23 protein-coding genes are annotated in these 22,971 nt (G+C 59.5%); 6 read left to right on the forward strand and 17 right to left on the reverse strand.

Annotated features, from left to right (window positions below; all coding sequences use genetic code 11):
- Positions 1-2: 2 nt before the first annotated feature.
- The 11 genes from nuoG to AWT76_RS11125 all read right to left on the reverse strand — a co-directional run bounded on the left by nuoG (position 3) and on the right by AWT76_RS11125 (position 9,048).
- Positions 3-2,021, reverse strand: coding sequence for an NADH-quinone oxidoreductase subunit NuoG (gene nuoG, locus AWT76_RS11080; RefSeq protein ID WP_072246401.1), 2,019 nt, complete (start codon positions 2,019-2,021; stop codon positions 3-5).
- A 3-nt stretch (positions 2,022-2,024) separates the two neighbouring features.
- Positions 2,025-2,462, reverse strand: a complete 438-nt coding sequence (locus AWT76_RS11085) for a DUF5333 family protein (protein ID WP_072246402.1) — start codon at positions 2,460-2,462, stop codon at positions 2,025-2,027.
- A 4-nt stretch (positions 2,463-2,466) separates the two neighbouring features.
- Entirely contained in the window at positions 2,467-3,756 is a 1,290-nt protein-coding gene (gene nuoF, locus AWT76_RS11090) for an NADH-quinone oxidoreductase subunit NuoF (protein ID WP_072246403.1), read from the reverse strand.
- Positions 3,757-3,778: 22 nt separating this feature from the next.
- Entirely contained in the window at positions 3,779-4,000 is a 222-nt protein-coding gene (locus AWT76_RS11095) for a DUF5337 domain-containing protein (RefSeq protein ID WP_072247654.1), read from the reverse strand.
- Between the two features lie 32 nt (positions 4,001-4,032).
- Positions 4,033-5,169 carry an NADH-quinone oxidoreductase subunit E gene (locus AWT76_RS11100; RefSeq protein WP_072246404.1) on the reverse strand — a complete coding sequence of 379 codons (1,137 nt, stop codon included), beginning with the start codon at positions 5,167-5,169 and terminating at the stop codon, positions 4,033-4,035.
- Positions 5,170-5,592: a hypothetical protein gene (locus AWT76_RS16765; RefSeq protein ID WP_141655944.1), complete on the reverse strand. Its 423-nt coding sequence runs from the start codon at positions 5,590-5,592 to the stop codon at positions 5,170-5,172.
- Positions 5,589-6,809 carry an NADH-quinone oxidoreductase subunit D gene (locus AWT76_RS11105; RefSeq protein WP_072246405.1) on the reverse strand — a complete coding sequence of 407 codons (1,221 nt, stop codon included), beginning with the start codon at positions 6,807-6,809 and terminating at the stop codon, positions 5,589-5,591. The genes AWT76_RS16765 and AWT76_RS11105 overlap by 4 nt, the downstream gene beginning before the upstream one ends.
- Positions 6,806-7,414, reverse strand: a complete 609-nt coding sequence (locus AWT76_RS11110) for an NADH-quinone oxidoreductase subunit C (RefSeq protein WP_072246406.1) — start codon at positions 7,412-7,414, stop codon at positions 6,806-6,808. The genes AWT76_RS11105 and AWT76_RS11110 overlap by 4 nt, the downstream gene beginning before the upstream one ends.
- Positions 7,415-7,423: 9 nt before the next feature.
- Positions 7,424-7,957: a NuoB/complex I 20 kDa subunit family protein gene (locus AWT76_RS11115; RefSeq protein ID WP_176699388.1), complete on the reverse strand. Its 534-nt coding sequence runs from the start codon at positions 7,955-7,957 to the stop codon at positions 7,424-7,426.
- Entirely contained in the window at positions 7,948-8,313 is a 366-nt protein-coding gene (locus tag AWT76_RS11120) for an NADH-quinone oxidoreductase subunit A (protein ID WP_072246408.1), read from the reverse strand. The genes AWT76_RS11115 and AWT76_RS11120 overlap by 10 nt, the downstream gene beginning before the upstream one ends.
- Before the next feature lie 243 nt (positions 8,314-8,556).
- Complete coding sequence (locus AWT76_RS11125; protein ID WP_245638809.1) at positions 8,557-9,048, reverse strand: lysozyme inhibitor LprI family protein; 492 nt, start codon at positions 9,046-9,048, stop codon at positions 8,557-8,559.
- A gap of 149 nt (positions 9,049-9,197) precedes the next feature.
- Between AWT76_RS11125 and AWT76_RS11130 the strand changes: the two genes are divergently transcribed.
- Positions 9,198-10,133 carry a nucleoside hydrolase gene (locus tag AWT76_RS11130; RefSeq protein WP_072247656.1) on the forward strand — a complete coding sequence of 312 codons (936 nt, stop codon included), beginning with the start codon at positions 9,198-9,200 and terminating at the stop codon, positions 10,131-10,133.
- Positions 10,134-10,212: 79 nt separating this feature from the next.
- Here AWT76_RS11130 and AWT76_RS11135 read toward each other — a convergent pair whose 3' ends face one another.
- From AWT76_RS11135 to cysQ, 6 genes are all read right to left on the reverse strand, one after another.
- On the reverse strand, positions 10,213-11,628 hold the full coding sequence (locus AWT76_RS11135) for a hypothetical protein (protein WP_072246409.1): 1,416 nt from the start codon (positions 11,626-11,628) through the stop codon (positions 10,213-10,215).
- A gap of 12 nt (positions 11,629-11,640) precedes the next feature.
- On the reverse strand, positions 11,641-13,317 hold the full coding sequence (locus AWT76_RS11140; protein WP_072246410.1) for a DUF5927 domain-containing protein: 1,677 nt from the start codon (positions 13,315-13,317) through the stop codon (positions 11,641-11,643).
- Complete coding sequence (locus AWT76_RS11145; protein ID WP_072246411.1) at positions 13,314-14,324, reverse strand: glycosyltransferase family 2 protein; 1,011 nt, start codon at positions 14,322-14,324, stop codon at positions 13,314-13,316. The genes AWT76_RS11140 and AWT76_RS11145 overlap by 4 nt, the downstream gene beginning before the upstream one ends.
- A gap of 120 nt (positions 14,325-14,444) precedes the next feature.
- Positions 14,445-15,473, reverse strand: coding sequence for a glycosyltransferase family 2 protein (locus AWT76_RS11150; RefSeq protein ID WP_072246412.1), 1,029 nt, complete (start codon positions 15,471-15,473; stop codon positions 14,445-14,447).
- Between the two features lie 117 nt (positions 15,474-15,590).
- Positions 15,591-16,484, reverse strand: coding sequence for a UTP--glucose-1-phosphate uridylyltransferase (locus tag AWT76_RS11155; RefSeq protein WP_072246413.1), 894 nt, complete (start codon positions 16,482-16,484; stop codon positions 15,591-15,593).
- Between the two features lie 120 nt (positions 16,485-16,604).
- On the reverse strand, positions 16,605-17,408 hold the full coding sequence (gene cysQ, locus AWT76_RS11160; RefSeq protein WP_072246414.1) for a 3'(2'),5'-bisphosphate nucleotidase CysQ: 804 nt from the start codon (positions 17,406-17,408) through the stop codon (positions 16,605-16,607).
- Positions 17,409-17,510: 102 nt separating this feature from the next.
- On the opposite strand from cysQ, the gene AWT76_RS11165 reads away from it, so the two are divergent.
- From AWT76_RS11165 to AWT76_RS11185, 5 genes are read left to right on the forward strand one after another with little or no spacing between them, the layout of a single operon-like run.
- A complete protein-coding gene (locus tag AWT76_RS11165; protein ID WP_072246415.1) occupies positions 17,511-18,332 on the forward strand; it encodes an ABC transporter permease in 822 nt (273 codons plus the stop codon).
- Positions 18,333-18,348: 16 nt separating this feature from the next.
- Positions 18,349-18,588: a hypothetical protein gene (locus tag AWT76_RS11170; protein ID WP_245638810.1), complete on the forward strand. Its 240-nt coding sequence runs from the start codon at positions 18,349-18,351 to the stop codon at positions 18,586-18,588.
- Positions 18,585-19,433: an urea carboxylase-associated family protein gene (locus tag AWT76_RS11175; protein ID WP_072246417.1), complete on the forward strand. Its 849-nt coding sequence runs from the start codon at positions 18,585-18,587 to the stop codon at positions 19,431-19,433. The genes AWT76_RS11170 and AWT76_RS11175 overlap by 4 nt, the downstream gene beginning before the upstream one ends.
- A 56-nt stretch (positions 19,434-19,489) precedes the next feature.
- Positions 19,490-21,289, forward strand: a complete 1,800-nt coding sequence (lepA, locus tag AWT76_RS11180) for a translation elongation factor 4 (protein WP_072246418.1) — start codon at positions 19,490-19,492, stop codon at positions 21,287-21,289.
- Complete coding sequence (locus AWT76_RS11185; RefSeq protein WP_072246419.1) at positions 21,290-22,960, forward strand: ATP-dependent nuclease; 1,671 nt, start codon at positions 21,290-21,292, stop codon at positions 22,958-22,960.
- Positions 22,961-22,971: the final 11 nt, after the last annotated feature.

Here is a 22,971-nt window from a genome sequence, read left to right on the forward strand (position 1 = left end):
GGTTACTCCGCTGCAAGCGCGGTTTGCGCGCGCGCTTTGGCCATGGCCGACAATTCCGCCATCAGGCTGGACGCGCGGGTGATCGGATTCGTCAGGTAGTGATCGGCAATCGCGGGTTTGAAGGCGGTTTGCGCCAATGTGCCTTGCGGCAATGCCTGCCAGTCATTTTCCGGCACCTCATCGATATCGGCCAGATGGGGCACCGCCGCCGTCAACTGGTTGCGCAACGCGCCAAGCGTGTCGAAAGGCAAAGTGGCCCCCACTTCCGCCGACAATGCGCGCAGGATCGCCCAGTTTTCCTTGGCCTCGCCCGGGGCAAAGCCCGCGCGCAGCGCCAGTTGCGGGCGGCCTTCGGTATTCACGAACAGGCCGTTTTCTTCGGTATAGGCCGCGCCGGGCAGGATGATATCGGCGCGGTGCGCGCCCCGGTCGCCATGGCTGCCTTGGTAGATCACGAAGGCTCCGGGCTGAATCTCCACCTCATCCGCGCCAAGGTTGTAGATCACCTCTGCCCCTTCGGTAGCAGAGGGCAGGCCACCTTCGGTGGTGCAGCCGATATCCATCGCACCCACGCGGGACGCGGCGGTATGCAGCACCAGAAGCTTTGCGCCCGATTTCTCTGCAATCGCTTGGGCCGTGGCCAGAACTGCCGCGCCATCGCCCTCACGCAGAGCACCTTGGCCGACGATGACAATGCACTCCTTGTCGGCCAGATCGGACATGTCCAGATCCCGCACATGCGCCAGCGCCGCGCGGTCATTGCCCATATGCTCATAGTCATAGGTCAGATCGGCCGCTTCGCCCACCAGCACCACATCGGCACCATGCAACCAAGCCTTGCGGATTCGCGAATTCAGCACCGGCGCCTCAGCACGCGGGTTGGTGCCGATCAGCAGGATTTTCTGCGCATGATCCACATCTTCGATCGTCGCCGTGCCGACATAGGCGGATCGGTTGCCCGCGGGCAGCTTCGCGCCATCGACCCTGCATTCGGTGGTGCCGCCCAAGCCTTCGACCAGCGTTTTCAGCGCATAGGCCGCTTCGACCGACACCAGATCGCCGACCAGCCCGGTCACTTTCTTGCCCTTCATGGCAGAGGCCGCCGCCGACAGCGCCTCGGGCCATGTGGCCGGGCGCAGCTTGCCGTTTTCGCGAATGTATGGGCGGTCCAGACGCTGGCGCTTCAGCCCGTCCCAGACATAGCGCGAGCGGTCGGCAAGCCATTCTTCGTTGATGCCGTCATGGTTGCGCGGCAGGATGCGCATGACCTCACGGCCCTTCGTATCCACCCGGATGTTAGAGCCCAAAGCATCCATCACGTCGATGGTTTCTGTCTTGGTCAACTCCCACGGGCGGGCGGTAAAGGCATAGGGTTTGGACACCAGCGCCCCCACCGGGCACAGATCCACGATATTGCCGACCATCTCGGATTCGATCAGCGCGCCCAAGTATGTCGTGATCTCGGCATCCTCGCCGCGCCCGGTCTGGCCCATGACCTGAACGCCCGCAACTTCGGTGGTAAAGCGCACGCAGCGGGTGCAGGAAATGCAGCGCGTCATATGGGTTTCAACCAGCGGGCCAAGCTGCAAATCTTCGGTCGCGCGCTTGGGTTCGCGGAAGCGCGAAAAATCGACGCCATACGCCATAGCCTGATCTTGCAGATCACACTCGCCGCCTTGGTCGCAGATCGGGCAATCCAGCGGGTGGTTGATGAGCAAGAACTCCATCACGCCTTCACGGGCCTTTTTCACCATCGGGGTGTTGGTCTTCACCTGCGGCGGGCTGCCATCGGGGAAAGGGCGCATGTCCTTGACCTGCATCGCGCAGCTTGCCGCCGGTTTCGGCGGTCCGGGCTGCACTTCGACCAGGCACATGCGGCAATTGCCCGCGATGGACAAACGCTCATGGTAGCAAAAGCGCGGAATCTCGATCCCCACCATCTCGCACGCCTGAATCAGCGTCATGGTCTGGGGGACGTCCACTTCCTGCCCGTCGATGATGATCTTGCGAAGGTCAGACATAACTCACTTCTCCCGCAACCGGCTGCCCAAGGCGGTGCCTTGGGCAATCTCGTTGCTTGCATAGGCACAGACAGCCTGTTCGTTCATCGGGTCCACATCGGCGGCCCGCAGATAGGTATAGACCAACTCGCGCATGCGCTCTTGTTCGGCCTCGTCCTCGACAAAGGCTTCGATCTGGCGACGGCTAGGGCCAAGCGCGCGCGCCTTGTTGTACAGCCCAAGAAAATACGAAACGCGCGCCAACATGCCCGGCGGGTCGATGCTGTCTTCGCAGCTATCGGCGATATGCTTGATGATCGCCGCCGTGAACAACCCGTTATACACCTCTGGCGTGCCGCGCAGCAGCTCGTTGACCTCGGCTTGCGTCATGGATTGCGCCGCGCTGCCGGTCGCCACCGAAGCGGCAACCGCAAGTCCAGCCAAGAGCGTTGCGCGCACCATCTTCTTACTCCGCCGCCACGCGACCGGCCTTGTTGGCGCGGATGCGATCTTCGATCTCGGGGCGGAAATTGCGGATCAGGCCCTGAATGGGCCATGCGGCTGCATCCCCCAGCGCGCAGATTGTATGGCCCTCGACCTGCTTGGACACGTCCCACAGCATGTCGATTTCCTCGATCTCGGCCTCTCCGCGCACAAGGCGCTCCATGACGCGCATCATCCAGCCCGTGCCCTCGCGGCAAGGCGTGCACTGGCCACAGCTTTCATGCTTGTAGAACTTGGCCAAGCGCCAGATCGCGGCCACGATATCGGTGGATTTGTCCATCACGATCACCGCCGCCGTGCCAAGGCCCGAGCGCAGGTCTTTTTGCAGATAGTCGAAATCCATGATCGCGTCGCGCATGTTTTCGCCGCGCACGCAAGGCACCGACGACCCGCCGGGAATGACCGCCAGCAGATTGTCCCAGCCGCCGCGAATGCCGCCGCAATGGGTTTCGATCAGCTCTTCAAAGCTGATCGACATGGACTCTTCCACCACGCAGGGCGTGTTCACATGGCCGGAAATGGCGAAAATCTTGGTGCCCGCATTGTTCGGACGGCCAAAGCCGGAAAACCACGAAGCACCGCGCCGCAGGATGGTGGGCACAACGGCGATGGATTCGACATTGTTCACCGTGGTCGGGCACCCATACAGCCCCGCCCCCGCTGGAAATGGCGGTTTCATGCGCGGCATGCCCTTCTTGCCTTCAAGGCTTTCCAGAAGCGCCGTTTCCTCGCCGCAGATATAGGCCCCCGCCCCATGGTGCAGGTAGATGTCGAAATCATAGCCAGAACCACAAGCATTCGGGCCGACCAGACCCGCGTCGTAAGCCTCATCAATGGCGTTTTGCAGCGCCTCTTTCTCGCGGATATACTCGCCGCGGATATAGATGTAACAGGCATGGGCATTCATGGCGAAAGACGCGATCAGGCACCCTTCGATCAGCGTATGCGGATCGTGGCGCATGATCTCACGGTCCTTGCAAGTGCCCGGCTCGGATTCGTCTGCGTTTACCACCAGATAGGCCGGACGCCCGTCGCTTTCCTTGGGCATGAAGGACCATTTCAGCCCGGTCGGGAACCCGGCCCCGCCGCGCCCGCGCAGCCCCGATTGCTTCATTTCGTCAATGATCCAATCGCGGCCCTTTTCAAGGATCTTCTTGGTGCCATCCCAATGGCCACGCGCCTGCGCGCCTTTCAGCGAGCGGTCATGCATGCCGTAAAGGTTGGTAAAGATGCGGTCCTTGTCGTCCAGCATATGCGTATCCCTATCTGCGCGCTCAGCGGCCCTTCAGCCGCCAGATGCGGAAAGTCACGATCAAGCCCCAGGCAAAGGCGGCAAGGGCGGCAAAATCGACCAGAAACGCATAGCGCGCCTGCCAGCCCAATTGCCCACCCAGAAATTGCAGACCGACCCAAGCGACAATTGCCACGGCCATCACCGCGCCGGCAAGCCGAGCCTGCCGCGCGAGCGCCATGTCCTGTTCGCTGGGTTTGGTCATGCCCATATCCCTTGCCCCATCCGATCTATCTGTCAGGAGCGTTTCGAAAATTCGGTCTCGCCGCCCTCGGCGAGGATCTTGGCTTGTGCGATCCACTCGTCGCGCTCAATCCGGCCCTTGAACTTCAACCGCGTATCGACCCAAGCGATCTCTGCCTCGGTCCAGCGTGCGATCTGCCAGAAATGCCACACGCCCAGTTCGTTCAACACGCCTTCCAGCTTGGGGCCGACACCCTTGATCTTTTTCAGATCATCCGGCGTGCCGCGTGCCTCTGCCAGCATTTCGGGCATCTCTTCGGCAATCTCGGGTGCAGGCTCCACGATTTTGGCCTTGGGCGCGGGGGTTGCGATCTCTTGCTTGACGCGCAGAGTGGCGCTGTCGCCCTTGGCTTTGGGCGCGGCTTCGGGATCGGCGGGTTTGGTCATCTCGGCCACGTCGCCGCCCATCGGCTGCCCATCGGCGCGCGGGTGGTCACGCCATGGCGCGACCAGCGGCACTTCGGTGCCGTCAATGCGTTTGAGCGTATCGCCAATTCCGGTGGCCAGCGCGACAGAACCGTTCTGCGTCTGCCCGGTGTAATCCTTCAACGTGGTCGCCCCGCCCAAAGGTTCGGATGCAAAACGCCCTTTTTGCGAACCGGGCGTCGGCACTTTGCCCGCCGCCATATCGTCGATCAGCTTGGCGAAGCTCTCGGCGTCCAGATCCTCGTAATAATCCTTGCCGATCTGCGCCATGGGGGCGTTGGAACAGGCGCCAAGGCATTCCACCTCTTCCCACGAGAACTTGCCATCTGCCGACAATTTATGCGGCTGCTTGGCAATCTTCTCGCGGCAGACCTTGATCAGCTCTTCCGAGCCACACAGCATACAGGGCGTGGTGCCGCAAATCTGGAAATGCGCAACGCTGCCAACGGGTTGCAGCTGGAACATGAAGTAGAAGGTCGCCACTTCCAGCGCCCGGATATAGGCCATATCCAGCATAGATGCCACATGTTCAATCGCCGCGCGGGTCAGCCAGCCATGCTGTTCCTGCGCGCGCCACAAAAGCGGAATAATGGCACTGGCCTGACGGCCCGCCGGGTATTTGGCGATCTGCGCGTCCGCCCATGCCTGATTGGCCGGGGTGAAGGCGAAGCTGTTGGGCTGGTCTGAGTGCAGTCGGCGTAGCATTTATTTACTTCCTTGATGATCTTCTGCACAAAGCTCGATCACTGAGTTTTGAAAGTTTGCCAACAAATAAGCGATGTCGGTAGGACACTCTGATCGCAAGACACATTCCTCAGTCTGCTGTTCAATTTTCCCTAGTGCTTCTATTGGCGTAAAAACAAAGTTAGAGGCCCTTGGACCAGCAATAATTCGGAAATTCAAAAGCTTCCTAGAAAAATCGTTTTGAGCTTGCCGAAATATTCTTACACCTTGCTCTTGATCGCTTCCTCTTGTTGCCATGAACATTGCCAAGCCAAGTTGATAAGCATACTCCGTGACGTCAATGCATGCTGACGCAACTGAGTTTTCCTGCGCTGCCACAACCACTGGCTTAGCTACAACAGCCGCTAGGCTAATGGCCAAGATTGAGCGATAGTCTTTGTTCACCGGTCAATCTCTCCGAACACGACATCCATGGTGCCGATAATGGCGGCCACATCGGCCAATTGGTGGCCCTTGGCCACATGGTCCATGCTTTGCAGGTGCAGGTAGCCCGGCGCGCGTAGTTTGGCGCGGTAGGGCTTGTTGGTGCCGTCCGCGACCAGATACACGCCGAATTCGCCCTTGGGCGCTTCCACGGCGGCATAAACTTCGCCCGCGGGCACATGGAACCCTTCGGTATACAGTTTGAAATGATGGATCAGGCTTTCCATGGAGGTTTTCATGTCTGACCGCGACGGCGGCGTGATCTTGCCGCGTGCAAGAACATCGCCCTGCCCTTCGGACGCGCGCAGCTTTTCGATGGCCTGCAAGATGATCGAGGTCGACTCGCGCATTTCCTGCATCCGGCACAGGTAGCGGTCGTAGCAATCGCCATTCTTGCCGACAGGGATTTTGAAGTCGAATTCGTCATAGCATTCATAGGGCTGCGCGCGGCGCAAATCCCATGCCAGCCCGGACCCGCGCACCATGACGCCGGAATAGCCCCAATCCAGAATTTCCTGCTCGGTGATGATCCCGATATCGGCATTGCGCTGCTTGAAAATGCGGTTTTCGGTCAGCAGCGTGTCGATATCATCCAGCACCTTGGGGAATTCATGCGCCCAAGCCTCGATATCGTCGATCAGCGCGGGCGGCAGATCTTGATGCACACCGCCGGGGCGGAAATAGGCCGCGTGCAGGCGCGCGCCGCAGGCCCGCTCGTAGAAGATCATCAGCTTCTCGCGTTCCTCGAAACCCCAGAGCGGCGGCGTCAACGCGCCCACGTCCATGGCCTGCGTGGTCACGTTCAGCAGATGCGACAGGATGCGCCCGATCTCGGAATAGAGCACCCGGATCAACTGCGCGCGGCGCGGCACCTCGACCCCAGTCAGGCGTTCGATCGCCAAGCACCAAGCATGTTCTTGGTTCATCGGGGCCACATAATCCAGCCGGTCGAAATACGGCAGGTTTTGCAGGTAGGTGCGCGATTCCATCAGCTTTTCGGTGCCACGATGCAGCAGGCCGATATGCGGGTCGCAGCGTTCGACAATCTCACCGTCCAATTCCAGAACCAGACGCAACACACCATGCGCAGCAGGGTGTTGCGGGCCGAAATTGATGTTGAAATTGCGGATGCGCTGTTCATGCGTCAGCGTGTCCGGCGTGTAGGAGCCATCCATCATGTCGCAGCCTCCTTCTTCTCGTCACCCGGCAGGACATATTCGGCCCCTTCCCAAGGCGACATGAAATCGAATTGCCGATATTCCTGCACCAGCGACACGGGTTCATAGACCACGCGCTTCAAGGTTTCGTCATAGCGGACCTCGGTATAGCCGGTGGTCGGGAAATCTTTGCGCAGCGGGTGGCCACGGAACCCGTAATCGGTCAGCAGGCGGCGCAGATCGGGGTGGCCCGAGAACAGGATGCCGAACATGTCGAACACCTCTCGCTCGAACCAATTGGCCGACGGGTGAAGGCCGGTAATGGACGGGACGATGTCATCCTCCCCCGCCATCAGCTTTACCCGGATGCGGTGGTTCCGATACATCGACAAGAAATGATAGACCACCTCGAACCGATCCGCCCGGCCGGGATAGTCCACCGCCGTAATGTCTACCAGCGTGGAAAAGCGCATCGCTTCATCGGTTTGCAACCAATGCACCAGAACCGGCAGATGCGCCAGTGTCGTCGTCACGGTCAGTTCCCCAAAAGCAATGTCATGTCCAACAACCGCATCGGACATGCGTGCATCCAACTGGGCGGCGATATCTTGCAATTCTGTGCTCATAAGCCCCCCTCAGCGCACCAGCGTGCCGGTGCGGCGAATCTTGCGTTGCAGTTGCAGAATACCATACAGCAGTGCTTCGGCCGTTGGCGGGCAGCCGGGCACATAGATATCCACCGGCACCACGCGGTCGCAGCCGCGCACCACGGAATAGCTGTAATGGTAATAGCCCCCGCCATTGGCGCAGCTTCCCATGCTGATCACATAGCGCGGCTCTGGCATTTGGTCGTAAACCTTGCGCAAAGCAGGGGCCATCTTGTTGGTCAGCGTGCCCGCCACGATCATCAGGTCCGACTGGCGCGGGCTGGCGCGCGGCGCGGTGCCGAAGCGCTCAAGGTCATAGCGCGGCATTGAAGTGTGCATCATCTCGACCGCGCAGCAGGCCAAGCCGAATGTCATCCAGTGCAAGCTGCCATTGCGCGCCCAGTTGATGATATCCTCGGTCGAGGTGAGCAAGAAGCCCTTATCCTGCAACTCGCGGTTCAGCGATTGCGTGGCAACCTCGCGGTCGGCCCCGGCTGTGTTCGCGCCAGTCATCACTCCCATTCCAGCGCCCCCTTCTTCCATTCATAGGCAAAGCCAACGGTCAGCACTGCAAGGAACACCATCATCGACCAGAACGCCGTCATCGACATGTCACCAAAGGCCACGGCCCATGGGAACAGGAACGCGATCTCTAGGTCGAAGATGATGAACAGGATCGACACCAGATAAAACCGCACATCGAATTTCATGCGCGCGTCATCGAATGCGTTGAACCCGCATTCATAGGCCGACACTTTTTCCGGGTCGGGGTTGCGCACGGCGATCACGATGGCCGACAGAAGCAGCACAAGGCCAAGGCCCACGGCAATGGCCAGAAAAATCACGATGGGCAGGTAGGACGCGAGGAGGTCTTGCACCTTTGGCTCCTTTCGCAGGCAGCGTATGCTGCACCGAACTTTGCCAGCGAGAGTGCCACGCCAGCATTGGCTGCCCACCATCTACTCCGCAACGATGGACTGGTCAACTGAACTAGCCCGCCTGATCGCGGAAAAACACATATCGGGATACCATCGCATACATTCAACATTCATTAATTTGAATGACTTGCCGCGCCTGCGAAGGGTTTTCGCCGCAAGTGCAGCAGCGACACCATGACCATGTCACCCCTCGCCGGAATAAAGCGCCCCAAGATACAGCGCCTGTTCGCCGGTTTCGTGCAAAATGCAATTCAGATAGGCCGGGCTGGCCCCGGTGCCGCCCTGCCAAAGCGAGGCCTCATGCGTGCAGCGCGCATCCCGATACGGGATCCACGCGCGCTGCATGTCGCGCAAGCTGTTGGCCTGTATAGCCAAATGCGAGGGCAAGCCTTCGTCAGCCGCGCGCATCGCCTGCATCAACTGACCATATGCGTCGTTCAACATGTCATCCCAATAGGCCAGTTCCTGATCTAGGCAAAAACCCATCGCCACGGTGCTGCTGCCACCCGGCTGTTCCATGCAGGCCGCCGCCGCACGCCCGATACAGGCGCGCTTTTCGCCCGTATTCCCGCTGTCCCACAGGCAGGATTCGGTCGGCGCAATCTGAAAGGACAGGTCTTGCGCCGCCGCCGGGCCAGACAGCAACAGCACACAAAAGAATAGACAACGCATCATGACGATTCCCTTTCCGATAACGTGACCGCATCAGCTTGGCACGGCGCGATTGCGTAATCACGACAAAATCGGCACCGCGCGCGGATCAACAGCCCTTGCGCCGCGCGCATAGGCTGCGCATCCTGCGCGGCACAAAACAAGGACATGCCATGACACGCAAGATCATCATCGACACCGACCCCGGACAGGATGACGCGGTGGCCATTCTGCTCGCGCTGGCCGCGCCGGAACTGACGCTGCTGGGCATCACCTGCGTCGCGGGCAATGTGCCGCTGCCGCTGACCCATGTGAATGCGCGCCGCGTCTGCGAATTGGCGGGGCGGGCGGATATCCCGGTTTATGCCGGTTGCGATGCCCCTTTGGTGCGCAAGCTGGTAACGGCGGAACATGTGCATGGCAAGACCGGGTTGGATGGCGTGGATCTGCCCGCCCCCACACTGCCACTGGCCGAGGGCCACGCGGTCGATTTCCTGATCGACACGCTGCGCCGCGAAGCGCCCGGCACCGTCACGCTCGTGCCCATCGGCCCGCTGACCAATATCGCCATGGCGATGCAGCGCGCCCCCGACATCATCCCGCGCATTCAGCAGATCGTGTTGATGGGCGGCGCCTATTTCGAGGTCGGCAACATCACCCCCACCGCGGAATTCAACATCTATGTCGACCCGGAAGCCGCCAAGATCGTCTTTGGCGCAGGCGTTGACCTTGTGGTCATGCCGCTAGATGTGACCCACAAGGCGCTGGTGACCGCGCCGCGCATTGCCGCCTTCCGCGCCTTGCCCGGTCAGGTCGGCCCGGCGGTCGCCAGTTGGACAGATTTCTTCGAACGCTTCGACAAGGAAAAATACGGCTCCGCCGGTGCGCCGCTGCACGACCCCTGCACCATCGCCTATCTTCTACAGCCCGACCTGTTCACCGGCCGACATATCAATGTCGAGATCGAGACCGGATCGGACCTGACCCTTGGCATGACGGTCGCGGATTGGTGGCGCGTGACAGGTCGCGCGCCCAACGCGCTGTTTATCGGCGATGTCGATGCAGATGGCTTCTTCACGCTTCTGACAGAGCGCCTCGCGCGCCTTTGACCCTGCCCTATCCTCGTTACACGAATTGGGGGCCAAGCTTGGGCGGGGGGCAAAGCCCCCTTGCGACAGCGGCCAGAATTCAGCCGGTCCAATCCTGAAAGCCCAGCGCATCGTAATCCAAGGCATAGGCCGCGCGGCCTGCGGCCTCAATCTCGGCGTCGTATATCCCGCCGAGCGTGAAGCGGCGCGGCTGGGTCATGGGCGCAAACTCGGGCAGGTTCAGCCCAAGATCGCGGCCCAGATCGGGCAGGTCCCGCGCCAAGCTGCCCATGCGCAGCAAGCGATGCAGCGGCGCTTGCCCCATGACGCCTTCGATCACCTTTGTCTGGCTGGCCCATGCGGGCAGCACCGAAATGGCCGTCTGACCGTTCAGATTGGCGGCCACAAAACGCAGGAACGCCAAAAACCCGGCGCGGTGCAGCGCTGTATCATAGCTGTCCATCGCGTCTTTCTCGGGCAGGTCAACCCCATGCACGCGGGCCAAAAACGCGCGTACATTCGCGCGTTGGCCATGCACGATCTGCCGCAGATAGACCTCATGCGCGCGAGCCAACGGATGATGCAGCACGGTAAAGACGCTGCGGCGCGGATGCGCGCGCAGCCAGTCACGCCAGCTTTGGGCGGTGAATTCGGCCTGTACGGACCGCCCGCCGTCGCACTGCGCCATCCAGTCCAGCACGCCCGGATCGGCGGCACCGGGCATTGGCAGGTAGGCCAGGGGCAAGGTCGCGCAAGCGCGCAGACCCCAGACCATCGGGCCCCGGCGCGGTTCGAAATTCGGTGTGCGCGACAGGTTGAAACGGTCCAGCCGCGCCATGCCGTCGCGCACCGCCTCGGGGTTGGTCAGCTTTTGGTCCAGCGGTTCGGGGTTCTGGCGTTTCAGCTTGCGCGAGGGCGCGTCAATCCGGCTGCGCACGCCCAGCCAAGCGGCCAGCCCGTTCAACACCTCGACATCATTGGCATCTTCATAGGCAAGGTAGAACGCGGTCTGCCCGGTGGTTTGCAGCATCCGCAGAATATGGGTTTGGAATTCCTGAATGCGGGTCACATGCGCTTCGAACTCTGCCGGGTCAAACGCGACCTGCGCCGTGCGCTTGGTTTTCACATCGCCCAGCTTCCATTGCTGCGTGGCCTGCGCGATCTTCAGCGACACATAGCTGTCCAGCGGGTTGCGCGTCAGGATGATTTTGGCGCAGCGCGGATCGTGCATGAACGTAGGCAGCACCCGTGCATCATGGTCGTGAAAGAAGCGGAACCCGGTCAGATCGGGCTGCGTGCGAATGGCCAAAAGCAGCGCCATAGGATTGCGGTCGCGTTCTGCCAGCGTCACACCATACAGCTCACCCTTACCCTCATGCGAGATGAAATGCGAGTTGAACACCTCGCCCTCGCAGGTGATGCCGTCAAATTCGTTGAGATTGGCCTCGACAAGGTTGGACCCTGTCCGCATCTCTGCCAGCACCACGAAATAGTCGAATGGGGAATCATCTGTCATTGCGCGACCCTATCAGGCAATTGAAAGGCCCTCAAAATCGCGCAACAGCGCCGGGGGCAATCCCTTGTTGCGCAACTCTTTCAGGAAATCCTCCAACCCGTCCAGCGATTGCATCTGTGGCAGGCCCGCGTCGGTGACGAAGGCTTGGGGCACGATCTTGGTCAGAACCGCCGACAGGTTGCGTTCCGGTGCTTCCAGAAATTCCGCAAGCGTCCAGACCCGCACATCAGCATTGACCCAGCGCGATTGCAGCACCGAAAGCATGTGCTGCTCGCGCTTTTGCAACCATGCGACATGGCCTAGCAGGTCGTCAGGCCGGTAATCGCCACGAAACAACGGCAACAAAGCGCAGCCGCTTATCAGCGATATCTGCGCGTTGCGGTCCTTGGCCATGAACCACATCAGGTCCGGGGGCACATTGTCGCGCGCGCTGATCGAAAAGCACTGCCGCTCGCCGCGCGTGGCCCAAAGCAGATTGGTCAGGAACATGCGCGGATTGTAGTCGCGCAGGGCGGCACTGTCGGAAATGGCCCCGTGCCAGACCTTGGCCCCGCCATGGAAATTGACGCGTTCCGGTGCATAAAGATGGCCATGCGCCCGCGTGCCCGTCGCCTGCCCCAGCCAATAGTCGAAGCCGCGGAACAACTGGTCAAAGCCGCTGAACACCGAATACGGCCCCGCCGTGACCGCCTGTCCGCTATCGTCGCTTGGAAAGCGGCTTTGCATATACAGACCCGCCCGCCCTTCGGTGCGCTGGCGTTCGGCCAGTTCGAAATAGCGGTCAATCTTGGCCGGTTCGGCTGGCACAGGGGCCAGTTTGCCCGCCGCATCGGTCAGGAAGAAATCGTAAAGCTTGTGCGCCTGCGGCCAGATTTTGCGGGCCAAAAAGCGGTCAGAGCGGCGCAAAAGCTGCAAATGGTCGTCATAGAACAGGTTGGGCCGCCCGTTGCGGTCGAATTTCACCAGCGTCAGCGACCGGCTTTCAATGCGCTGTCCATGCAGGCGCGCAAGGGTCTGGAAATAGCTTTCATCGGGAATCCAGCAGCCTTTGAAATAGCGCTCGTAGCGCTTGCGCTTGGGGTGGGTCAGGATCGCTTCCAGCGTGGCGCGCGACAGGCACCACCATTGCGAGCCCATATGCGGCTCTAGCGGGCGGGGAATTTCGCGGGCGATACCCCAGCGGCGTTGCAGATCAACCCAAGCGTCGAACAGCCAGCGCTGTTTGCGCCAAGAGAACGGAAAATACAGCGTGAACCGTTCGCGCGACAGCCCGCCGGTGATCCAGTCACCATGGTCGACAGCCACCGATTCAATGAAATCCGTGCCCTCGCTTGCGCGCAGATGGCCGACAAGCTCTGCCGCCGGGCGCAGCGGCAGACAGGCCCCCGAAGTCAGCAGCACATGCCCAAGACTGCCGAAATCGCGCAGCAGCATTTCCGCAGCGGTCTGGCTGGCGGCGACAATATCCCATGACCCCCAGTCGCAGCGATGGCGCGGGACCATGCGCAGCAACGGGTGCGCGCCCAGTCCCGCCTGAAGCGCGGCAACCTGTGGCTGCGGCACCGCGCTATCGACATGCAGCGCCACGGCAACGCCCGCATCCAGCCAGAAGCGCGCGACCTGCGCAGCGCGGTCCAGCGCCGTGTGGCACAGCATGACCACACCCAAAGTCGGGGCCGCCGCCGTCATGCCCAATCCCCTTTCGACATCAGCCCCAGAATTTCCAACTGGCGCCAGTTGATGTATTCGGTCGAGTGTTCGCACCACAGGTTCTGCCCGTCGCGCAAGGTCAGGTCATAGGCGCGGTATTCCCGGCTTTCGGCGTAATGTTCGCCGCGCTGCAATTCCTCATTCGCCTTGTCCATGATCGTGTCCAGAAACTTGGCATGCAGCAACACGCCAGAGGCCTGCTCGCCCCCGCTTTCGTCATAGACCCGGTTCAGCCCGCGCGGCAATGCCATATGGCTGGAACTGACATAGGCATATTTGCGCGACCAGCGCACCAGCGGCACCTTGTTCAGCGCCGGGGCCTGTTCGGGGCTGTCGGACATGAACAGGCGCTGGCGCACGCCGCCCTGTATCCACAGATTGCCCATCAGCGGGTTTTTCCGAAGCGAGTAATTCGCGGCATCGAACCAGCGCGCGATCTCGAACGGGTTCTGCCCGGCGCGATAGGGCTGCGCGGCAATCGGCCCTTTGGGATACATATCCAGCAACATGGCCGAGAAGGACTTGCGTCCTTGGCTGTCCAGCCAGTCGGTCAGCGCGTGCAACGGCCGGGTATCGGCATAAGGATAGAGCAGAAATTCATCCACATCCGCCACAAGGCACCAATGATCCGCGCCATAGCGCCATTGCAGGTGGTTCAGCCAATCCACCCCAAAAGACGATGCCTTGTAACTGCCCTGCGTGGTCCAGAGCGACACGTCGCGCTGCGTTTCCAGATATTCGGCAGACCCGTCCTCGGACCCGTTATCGACCATCAGGAAATGCGCCACACCCATATTCCGATAATACTCAAGGAAATAGGGCAAGCGCACAAATTCGTTGCGCAGCGTGGTGAAACACAGGATATCGCCTTGCCGAATGCGATCAGTGCGTTTGACGCGGGCGCGCAACTCTAGGCTTTTGCGCAGGGCGCGCATTAGCTTGACCTGCCGCCGGGCGCGCAATTTCAACTGCGTTTTCAATCCCATGACACTACTCGCACCCGTAATTCGGCCAACTGTGGCGGCCTTGATCTTGTCATGCCCGAGCGGCGGAACAATTGCAACAATCTTGCCCCATTCGGGTTTTTGTTGCGTAAATCAGTGTCATCAGGCCCACCCCCCGCGCGAGATCAGGCCAAGCTCTTCCAATTGCTGCCAGCCTGTAAACCGGGCCGAGTGTTCGCACCACAGATCGGGGGCCTGTGCCACGGCATCGTAATAGCTGTCAAAAACCGGTGCATTGCCGAAATGTTCGGCGCGGGCCTTTTCCACCGGGGCACGGTCCACGATCTGGGCCATGAATTTGGTGTGCAGCAGCGCGCCTGAAATCCCTTCGCCCGCGCCCCGCGCATAGACCGCGTTCAAATGGCGCGGCAGGATGGAATGGGTCGAATTGACCCAAGCGTTATGCGCCGACCATTTCACCAGCGGCAGTTTGGTCAGGGTTGGCGCGCGGTTGGGTTGGTCTGCGAAAAACGCCCGCGCGCGCGGCCCGCCCTGGATCAGCAGGCAATCCAGCAGCGGCTTGCGCGTGATCGTGTAATTGCCGGGGTCAAACCAGTGCAGCACATCCAGCGGGTCTTGGCCGGGCACCACGCGTCGGCTGTCCAGCGCACCCTTGGGATAGAGTTCCAGCATCATCGCGGGCAAGATCGGCTGGCCTTGGCCATCCAGCCAATCGGTCAGCGCGCGCAGGGGCCGGGTTTGCCAATGCGGGTAGATCAGCAGTTCATCGGCATCGGCGACCACGCACCAATGCCCGCGGGCATGGGCCAGCATCAGCCAGTTCAGCCAGTCCACGCCAAAGCGCGACGCGCGATAACTGGCCTGCGTGCGCCAGACAGAGGCGTCGGGCTGCGCCAAAAGCGTTTCCAGCGTGCCGTCATCGCTGCCATTGTCGACAAAGCAGAAATGATCCACCCCCAGCCCCCGATAATGATGCAAGAACCAGTCGATGCGCTCCGCTTCATTGCGGATGGTGCAAAACAGCAGGATCGCCCCCCTGCCCCAGCGCCCGCGCTTGGCGGCGCGCAGTTCGTGCGCCTTGGCGATGGCGCGCGCACGGTAGCGGCGGCGCTTCCAGTCCATCCGGAAGCGAAACCAACGGTCCTGCAAAGGGGGCAGTTCAGAAAACATGCGCGCCTGTCCTGATTTGCGCCAGTCAACCCCGCCCAAGGGGCAAGCGCAAGCACCAAGACGCGCAGCAAAAGGGGACGCCAGCAAAGCGCCCCCCTTACACTGGGCTTACGGGTGTTACTGCGCGGCCTGACGCTGCGCCATCAGGTCGGTCAGGAAGTCGTCCAGTTCCTCTTGCAATTCTGCGCGGGCAAGGCCGAAGGCCACGGTCGCTTGCAGGAACCCGGCCTTAGAGCCGCAATCGTAGCGTTCGCCATCAAAACGATAGCCGTAGACATTCTGTTTCTCGGCAATCTCGCGGGCAATCGCGTCGGTCAATTGGATTTCACCGCCCGCGCCCGGTTTAATTTCGCCCAAATGCGTCATCACATCGGGCGACAGGATATAGCGACCAATCGCGGCAAGGTTGGAAGGCTGCGTGCCCGGTGCCGGTTTTTCGACCATGCCGCGCATCGGCAGGGTGCGGCCAATCGTGGGCGGCACATCCATAATGCCATAGCTTGACGCCATATGCGGCGCGACTTCCATCGCCGCAATCATATTGCCGCCGGTTTCCGCATAGGCTTCGACCATTTGCTTCAGACAGGGCTTGTCCGCCGCGATCACGTCATCGGGCAGCAGCACCGCGAAGGGCTCATTACCAATCAGATGGCGCGCGCACCATACGGCATGGCCAAGGCCCAGCGCCTGATGCTGGCGGACATAGGCAATCGCGCCGCTATCCATGTTGGTCGCTTCCAGCGTTTCCAACAGCGCGGTCTTGCCCTTGGCCAATAGCGAAGCTTCGAGTTCTGGCGCGCGGTCGAAATAATCTTCCAACGCGCCCTTGCCGCGCGAGGTGACAAAGATGAATTCGGTAATGCCGGCAGCGCGGGCCTCGTCGATCGCGTATTGGATCAGCGGGCGGTCGACAAGGGTCATGATCTCTTTGGGGACCGACTTTGTGGCGGGCAGGAAGCGGGTGCCCATGCCTGCGACAGGGAAGACGGCTTTCGTGACCTTGCGTTTCATTCCATGCTCCATTCTGGTGCCAGTTGATATGGCGCCAGAAGGCCCGTGGAATACGGCAGGTTTACGGTGGAAATCGGAGCAGATTGGTAAATGTTAACGATTTCTTAAGCGCGCGCTGCCTTATTCCGGGGCAACCAACGTCACAGCCGGGTTGCGCGCAATGAAAAACGGGTTTTCAAAGCCGGGTTTGCCGTAGCGCAAGGGCGTATGGTCGTCAAAGCGCAGCACCTGCCCGCCCGCCCCGCGCAGCACCGCATCGCCCGCCGCCGTGTCCCATTCCATCGTGCGGCCAAGGCGGGGGTAAAGATCGGCCTCTCCGGCTGCGACAAGGCAGAATTTCAGCGACGATCCGGCGCTGCGCATATCGGCTACCCTGTAGCGCGCGATATAGGCATCTGTCGCGGCATCGCGGTGCGACTTTGACGCGACCACGATCAGCGCATCCGCATTGGGCGCACTCAGCGCCAATGGCCGCGTTTCGCCGGGGGTGTCTGGGTCGAACGGGCCAATTTCTTCAACACTGGTGCCGTCGGCTGCGGTGTAGAACATGCGCCCCTTTGCCGGAGCATAGACAATCCCCGCCACCGGAACACCATCTTCGACCAACGCAATATTGACGGTGAAATCCCCGCGCCGCTGGATGAATTCCTTGGTGCCATCCAGCGGGTCCACGATCAGGAAGGTCGCGGCGGTCGCACCATGGGTCGCGGCCTGTTCTTCGGTCACAAGGGCGATATCGGGCATCTGGGCCCGCAGCCCCGCACTGATGACATCATCCGCCAACTGATCGGCCCGTGTGACAGGGCTGTCATCGGCCTTGCTTTCGACGCCCATATCGGCGCTGTCGTAAACCTGCATGATCTGCGCGCCCGCTTCCAGCGCAAGTCGGCGAAACAGGGCGACACGGTCGGCGGCAGGCAACATGCAAATTCCTTTCGGCGCTGGCAAGATTGTTCCCTGCCGTGATTTCGTCTAAATTTTTCTATAGTGACAGGATTAACAGGCGACAATCGGAAACCGGCCCATATGTTCAGCCCCTCAACCTCGCGCTCATTCTGGTGGCGGCTTTGGCACACGCTGGAGCTGATCTTCACCCAATCGGTGCGCAATGTCCGCAAGAGCCATGGCAATGCCATCATCGGGCTGCTGCTGAACATTGCCCAGACCATGATCCTTGTGGGCGTGTTCCTGCTGATCTTCGTTTTTGCCGGCGCGCGCGGGGCGGCGATCCGGGGGGATACGCTGATCTACCTGATGAGCGGGGTTGTCCTGTTCATGGCACATATCAAGACCCTATCGGCGGTCGCCACAGCCGAGGGGCCGAATTCGGCCATGATGAAACACCGGCCCATGAACCCGATCGTCGCCATAGGCGGCGCGGCACTGGCAGAGCTATATATTCAGGTGTTGTCTGTCGCGGTTATTCTGTTCCTGTATCACACGATCTGGACACCCGTAGAGATCGACAAACCCTTCGGCGCTTTCGCCATGCTGTTGTCGGTCTGGTTCTCGGGGCTGGCCATCGGCATCGTGATGTATGCGCTCAAGCCTTGGTTCCCCTCTGCCGCCAAATTGCTGACCACGCTGATTTCGCGCTTGAACATGGTGGCATCGGGCAAGTTCTTTTTGGCCAATACGCTGCCCTCCAGCGTGTTGCCGTATTTCCTGTGGAACCCGCTGTTTCACGCGATCGACCAAGCGCGCGGCTTTGCCTTCATCAATTACAACCCGATGAATACATGGCTCTATTACCCTCTTATCTTCAGCTTGTGCGTTATCATTGTGGGGATGCTCGGAGAGTTCTACACCCGCAACCGGGCCTCGCTCTCTTGGGCGGCGCGACAATAGCAGCGGGCGGGATGGCTTGAAATCGCCGCGCAAGCGGTCCAATTTCCAAGGTATGATCCTGATCCTTGGCCTGCTTGTCGTCTTTGCCGTTATCCTGATCCTGCGCCCATGGCAGCGGCGCGGCTGCCGCTGGCGCGAGGACAGGCGCGCGCTGGCCGATGGTCGGGTGCTGCATCTCTGCGCCGCCTGCGGGGCCGAACTGGCGCTGCCAAATGGAAAAAGCCCCAAGCACTGCTTGGCCGGAGATCGCCCATGACCAACACGCCCGCCGATGCCGCCGCCCGCCGCGCCGTGGCGCCCGTGATCTGCTATCCGAATGACACGCTGCGCCTGCCGCCGATGGAGCAGTATCGCGCGGCCCGCGCCACCGCACAGGCCACGGCGCAAACCCGCATCCCCCCGCGCGAAGCGCGCTGCTTTCACGTCACGGCGGGCAGCTTCTTTCGCATTTCCTGCCCCGAAGGTGCGCAGGTGGGCGATCTGAACCTGTTTGCCGCGCGCAATCTGGAAGAGCGGTTCTTTTCCGGCAAAACCCGCGCGCTCTATGGCAGCCATGTGGGCGTGGGCAACCGGCTGTGGTCCTGCCTGCCCTATCTGCGCCCGATGGCCACTATCACCGCCGACAGCTTGGCATGGTATGGGCAGGACGAATATGGCGGCCGGGTGCATGACGTGATCGGCACGCGCTGCGATCCTTATACCCACCATTTGCTTAGCGGGCAGGACTACCACAATACCTGCCATTCCAACCTGACCCGCGCGCTGGCCGAAGAAATGCGCCTGCCGCTGGCAGAGGCCGAAGCGCATATTCACGATGTGCTGAATGTATTCATGTGTACCGGCTTTACCCGCGACACCGGCCAGTATTTCATGAAGGCCAGCCCGGCGCGCGCGGGCGATTACATCGAATTCTTCGCCGAAATCGACCTGCTGGGCGTGCTGTCCGCCTGCCCCGGCGGCGATTGCGGGTCTGAACACAGCTCTGACGCCGCCACCTGCCACCCACTGGATGTGACCGTTTACGCCCCGAAGGCAGGCCAGTTGGACGGCTGGTATGCGCCGTCGAACAACCGCTATTCGCGCCGCCACGCGCCCGAATAGCGCCAGCCTTTCAAGCCATATTGACCGGGACGGGAAAGCGCGACATATCAGCGGACATGACACAGCTTTCCCATATCCGGAACTTCTCGATCGTGGCGCATATTGACCACGGAAAATCCACGCTGGCGGACCGGCTGATCCAGTCCACCGGCACCGTATCCGACCGCGACATGAAAGAGCAGATGCTTGACGCGATGGATATCGAGCGCGAGCGCGGTATCACGATCAAGGCCAACACGGTCCGCATCGACTATATCGCGCAGGACGGGGACCATTACGTTTTGAACCTGATCGACACGCCGGGGCATGTGGACTTCGCCTATGAAGTGTCGCGCTCCATGCAGGCGGTCGAAGGGTCTTTGCTGGTGGTGGATGCGTCCCAAGGTGTCGAAGCGCAGACATTGGCCAATGTCTATACCGCGCTCGATGCCGACCACGAGATTGTCCCCGTCCTGAACAAGATCGACCTGCCCGCCGCCGAACCCGATGCCGTGCGCGCCCAGATCGAGGATGTGATCGGGCTGGATGCGTCCGATGCCGTGCTGATCTCCGCCAAATCCGGCCTTGGCATTCCCGATGTGCTGGAAGCCATTGTCAAACGCCTGCCCGCGCCACAAGGCGACCGCGACGCGCCGCTAAAAGCCATGCTGGTCGATAGCTGGTATGACCCTTACCTAGGCGTGGTCGTGCTGATCCGCGTGATGGATGGCGTCATCCGCAAGGGCGACAACATCCGCATGATGCAGACGGGCGCCAAATACGGCATCGACAAGCTGGCGGTGCTGAAACCCGCCATGGTCGATGTTCCCGAACTGGGACCGGGCGAGATCGGCATCTTCACCGGCAGCATCAAGCAGGTGCGCGACACCAAGGTGGGCGACACGATCACGCATGACAAGAAACCCTGCGCCAAGGCGCTGCCGGGGTTCAAACCCTCTGTGCCGGTGGTGTTCTGCGGGCTGTTCCCGGTCGATTCGGCCGAATTCGAAGACCTGCGCAGCGCGATCGAGAAACTGGCGTTGAACGACGCGTCCTTCACCTATGAAATGGAAAGCTCTGCCGCGCTTGGCTTTGGCTTTCGCTGCGGCTTTCTCGGGCTGCTGCACCTAGAGGTCGTCCGCGACCGTCTGGAACGCGAATATGGCATTGACCTGATTACCACCGCCCCTTCGGTCGTCTACCATGTGCATATGAAATCGGGCGAAGTGATCGAACTGCACAACCCCGCCGACCTGCCCGACCTAACCCATGTTGACCATGTGGAAGAACCACGCATCAAGGCCACGATCCTTGTGCCCGATGACTACCTGGGCGATGTGCTGAAACTGTGTCAGGACCGCCGCGGCATCCAGCAGGAACTGACCTATGCGGGCGCGCGCGCGATGGTCGTCTATGACCTGCCGCTGAACGAGGTAGTGTTCGATTTCTACGACCGGCTGAAATCCATCACCAAGGGCTATGCGTCTTTTGACTATGAGATCACGGGCTACCGGCAGGACAACCTTGTGAAAATGCAGGTGCTGGTCAATGACGAACCCGTCGATGCGCTGTCGATGATGGTCCACCGCGACCGCGCCGAGGGGCGGGGCCGGGTGATGTGCGAAAAGCTGAAAGAGCTGATCCCCCGCCACATGTTCAAAATCCCGATTCAGGCGGCGATTGGCGGCAAGGTCATCGCGCGCGAGACTTTGGCAGCTTTGCGCAAGGACGTGACGGCGAAATGCTACGGCGGCGACGTCTCGCGCAAGCGGAAGTTGTTGGACAAGCAGAAAGCGGGTAAGAAGAAGATGCGCCAGTTCGGCAAAGTGGAGATCCCGCAGCAGGCGTTTATTTCAGCGTTGAAGATGGATGGTTAGATGAAAATAAATCGAATTACTGCCAAAAACTTTAGAACACTCAAAGATATTGAACTAGATATTGATGGAAGCTATTGTACTCTCTCTGGAAAAAACAACTCCGGCAAGAGCGCTTTTGTAAAAATTATTTCCTTTTTTCTTCAAGAAGAGGAAAACTTCTACTTTTCAGACCAAAACCCCATAAGATATAAAACTGACACAACACAGTGGGAAAAAGGCGAAATAGAAATATCACTTGAGATAACAATTTACCCAGATGACGACTCCGAACTCTACTACTTCGTCGGAAGAATATCTCAGACACCACTCGAAGAAGAGCCTGCCATAGTAATTTTTAAAAGCAAGTTTGACGAAAACAAGACGTCAAACACCGTCTCTCTAAATGGTAAAGTTCTTGAAGACTTAGACTCTGTCGAGATAATTAAGAAATTTCGTTCTGCTCAAAATCTTATAATGCACAACTCAACAAACCCAAGAAGCAGAATGTATTATTCTGGTGATGATATAGTTGAGATAATTGAGGCTAACTTCAGCGATGACGACAATAAGAAAATAAATGATGCGAAAACTAGACTACAAAACCAGTTCAAGAAAGCCGCACAACGACACAAAACTGCGCTGAGTGAACACCTTGGACGACTTAAAGACAGACTTGAAGTAGAACTTTCTCCACCAGAGCAGTTTGGAAAAAACAACATTCCACTGAGCATTAAATTAACTGATAAGAGTGTGGAAGTACCTATAAGGGAATGGGGCGCAGGAACACAAAACCGCACCAGAGCCTTGATATCAGTCTTCTCAGCAGCAAGGGCGCGCGCAACAACTGATAGAAGTGACCGCGTCACGCCAGTCGTTATAATTGAGGAGCCAGAGAGTTTTCTCCATCCGTCCGCACAAGCTGAGTTCGGAAAAATCCTTAATCAAATGTCAACTGAGCTAAAGATACAGATCATCGCCACAACCCACAGTCCTTACATGCTTAATCAAGTCAATCCAAGCGCTAATATTTTGTTGGATCGTAAGACTTTTCGGGGACTCCCCAAGGAAACATATAGAATTGACACATCTGAGAAGAACTGGATGCGTCCGTTTTCAGAGAACCTTGGAATTATCCCAGAAGACTTTGCATCGTTAGCCAGTATCTTTACAAAGGAAGCAAGTCTTGCGGTTTTGGTTGAAGGACCAATTGACAAAGAGTACTTTGACCATCTCCGAGATCAAAAGGAATTCAAGAGCATTCTCCCGGAAGCGGTTGAGTTTATTCCATATGGCGGAAAAGATACACTAAAGAACTCAACGTTAATCAAATTTGTAATCAGCCGTTTTGAGCGAGTTTTTATTACTTTCGACCTTGACGCCTTCGATAGTTGCTCAACAGCCCTCAAAAGAATTGGACTGTCGCCAGACGTGGATTTTTGTGCGATCGGAATAGCAAAACCCGGTTGTGATTGCGTTGAAGGTCTAACGCCAGCGTCAGTGAGATCGGCAGTCTACTCTGAAAATCCGGACTTGGTTATGGCACTTGCTTCTGATGGAGCAGGGAAGAAGCACGCGAAGAACGAGCTTAAAAAACTCACACTTGAGAAGTTTAAAGTGACTAGTCTTTCGAAGGAAGAATACCAGCCCTTCTTGAAGCTTTTCAAAGAGATAGGTAAGAGGTTTTATGATTAGTTATGTTACCT

The sequence above is a fragment of the Roseibaca calidilacus genome (assembly GCF_001517585.1).
Lineage (GTDB): Bacteria > Pseudomonadota > Alphaproteobacteria > Rhodobacterales > Rhodobacteraceae > Roseinatronobacter > Roseinatronobacter calidilacus.